Annotated in this window: 3 protein-coding genes; 2 read left to right on the top strand and 1 reads right to left on the bottom strand. The window is 69.1% G+C overall.

Features of this window, described 5'->3' with window-relative positions; all coding sequences use genetic code 11:
• Positions 1-56: 56 nt before the first annotated feature.
• Complete coding sequence (gene bioD / locus ABGA94_RS06000) at positions 57-749, bottom strand: dethiobiotin synthase (protein WP_375366668.1); 693 nt, start codon at positions 747-749, stop codon at positions 57-59.
• A 68-nt stretch (positions 750-817) separates the two neighbouring features.
• Between bioD and ABGA94_RS05995 the strand changes: the two genes are divergently transcribed.
• Complete coding sequence (locus ABGA94_RS05995; RefSeq protein ID WP_004140850.1) at positions 818-1300, top strand: GAF domain-containing protein; 483 nt, start codon at positions 818-820, stop codon at positions 1298-1300.
• The gene (locus tag ABGA94_RS05990) at positions 1297-1659 is read left to right on the top strand and encodes a TfoX/Sxy family protein (RefSeq protein WP_005415140.1); all 363 of its coding nucleotides are present in this window, start codon (positions 1297-1299) and stop codon (positions 1657-1659) included. Before ABGA94_RS05995 ends, ABGA94_RS05990 begins: the two co-directional genes overlap by 4 nt.
• The last annotated feature ends 77 nt before the right edge of the window (positions 1660-1736 follow it).

The raw sequence follows: 1736 nt of genomic DNA, 5'->3' as shown, positions 1-1736 counted from the left end.
GCTGGCCGGCAACTGCACGGACGTGATTCATCGAGGTTGCCGGCCAGCGGCCGGCACTACCCCAGGTCGTCGAGCAGGTGCGCCGCCAGCACTTCACCACTGGCATTCGGCAGATGCGGCAGCCGTCCCCAGCACGGCATCGGCAGGCGCTGCTGCAGCGTGGCGATGTTCTCGTCCTGGCGCTGCATCGCCGGGTCGATGTGGTTGCCGATCCAGCCCAGGCAGTCCACGCCGCTGGCCTGCAGTGATTGCTGCGTCAACCGCGCGTGGTTGACGCAGCCCAGGCGCATGCCCACCACCAGCAGCACCGGCAGCTGCAGCGCACGCACCAGGTCGAGCTGGTCCAGCGTGGCCGAGACCGGTGCCAGCCAACCGCCCACGCCCTCCACCACGACGATATCGGCCTTCGCGCGCAGGCGTTCGAACGCGGCCACGATCGGCGCCAGCTCCACCTGCACGCCGTCCTCGGCAGCGGCCAGCTCCGGTGCCAGTGGCTGCCGCAGCGCATAGGGATTCAGATCGGCATAGTCCGGCACCGGCCAGCTGGCCGCCTGCAGCGCCAGCGCGTCCTCGTTGCGCAGGCCCTGCCCCAGATCCTCGCTGCCGCTGGCCACCGGCTTCATGCCCACTGCGCGCAGGCCACGCTGGCGCAGTGCATGCAGCAGCGCGGTGCTGGCCGCGGTCTTGCCGATTTCGGTATCGGTGCCGGTAACGAACAGGGCGGGCGGCAGCGTAGCGGGCAACGGCATCGATGGGCTCCAACAGGGCAACAGTGTGTGCATTATCGCCGGCCCGGTGCACTTGCTAGACTGCAGGCATGTTCGCCAATGCCTCGCTCACCGGCAGCAAGCCGGAACAATACGCCCAGCTGCTGGAACAGGCCCGTGGCCTGGTCTACGCCGAGTCCGACCGCATCGCCAACGCGGCCAACCTCTCCGCACTGGTCTATCACGCCCTGCCCGACCTGAACTGGGTGGGCTTCTACCTGTATGACGGCAAGGAACTGGTGGTCGGCCCGTTCCAGGGCCTGCCGGCCTGCGTGCGCATCCCGCTGGACAAGGGTGTGTGCGGTGCCGCCGCCAGCCAGCGCGTAACCCAGCGCGTGGACGACGTCGATGCCTTCCCCGGCCACATCGCCTGCGATTCGGCCTCGCGTTCGGAGCTGGTGGTGCCGCTGCTGCGCGGCGATGAACTGATCGGCGTGTTCGATATCGACAGCCCGAAGGTCGGCCGCTTCGACGCCGACGATCAGGCCGGCCTGGAAGCCATCGCCCGCGTGTTCGTCGAGGCACTGGGATGAGCGCACCGAAGCTGCGCAACATCGGCCCGAAGAGTGCAGCGTGGCTGCGCCAGGTCGGGCTGCGCAGCCGCGAGGACCTGGTTGCGATCGGCGCAGTCGGCGCCTTCGTCAAGGTCAAGCGGGCCGGCTTCAAGCCCAGCCTGAACCTGCTGTACTCGCTGGAAGGCGCATTGCTGGACTGCCACTGGCAGGAGCTGAGCGAGCCGCAGCGTGAAGCGCTGGTGCAGGACTACGAGGCGCGCATCGCCGCGCATCCGCTGAAGGCGGCCGGCCCGGCGTCGGGCCCGGTGCATGAGCAGCGCTTCGATGCCGACGATGAGGCCGAGGACAACGTGGCCGAGCGCGCGGACGAGGATTGACTGCACCGGTAGTGCCGGCCGCTGGCCGGCAACTGCGTGATCCTTGCAACGTTCCTGAGGCTGCCGGCCAGCGGCCG

Source organism: Stenotrophomonas sp. 3diitr2024, assembly GCF_042136455.1.
GTDB classification, from domain to species: Bacteria; Pseudomonadota; Gammaproteobacteria; order Xanthomonadales; family Xanthomonadaceae; genus Stenotrophomonas; species Stenotrophomonas sepilia.
This window is presented reverse-complemented; position numbering and strand designations above follow the sequence as displayed.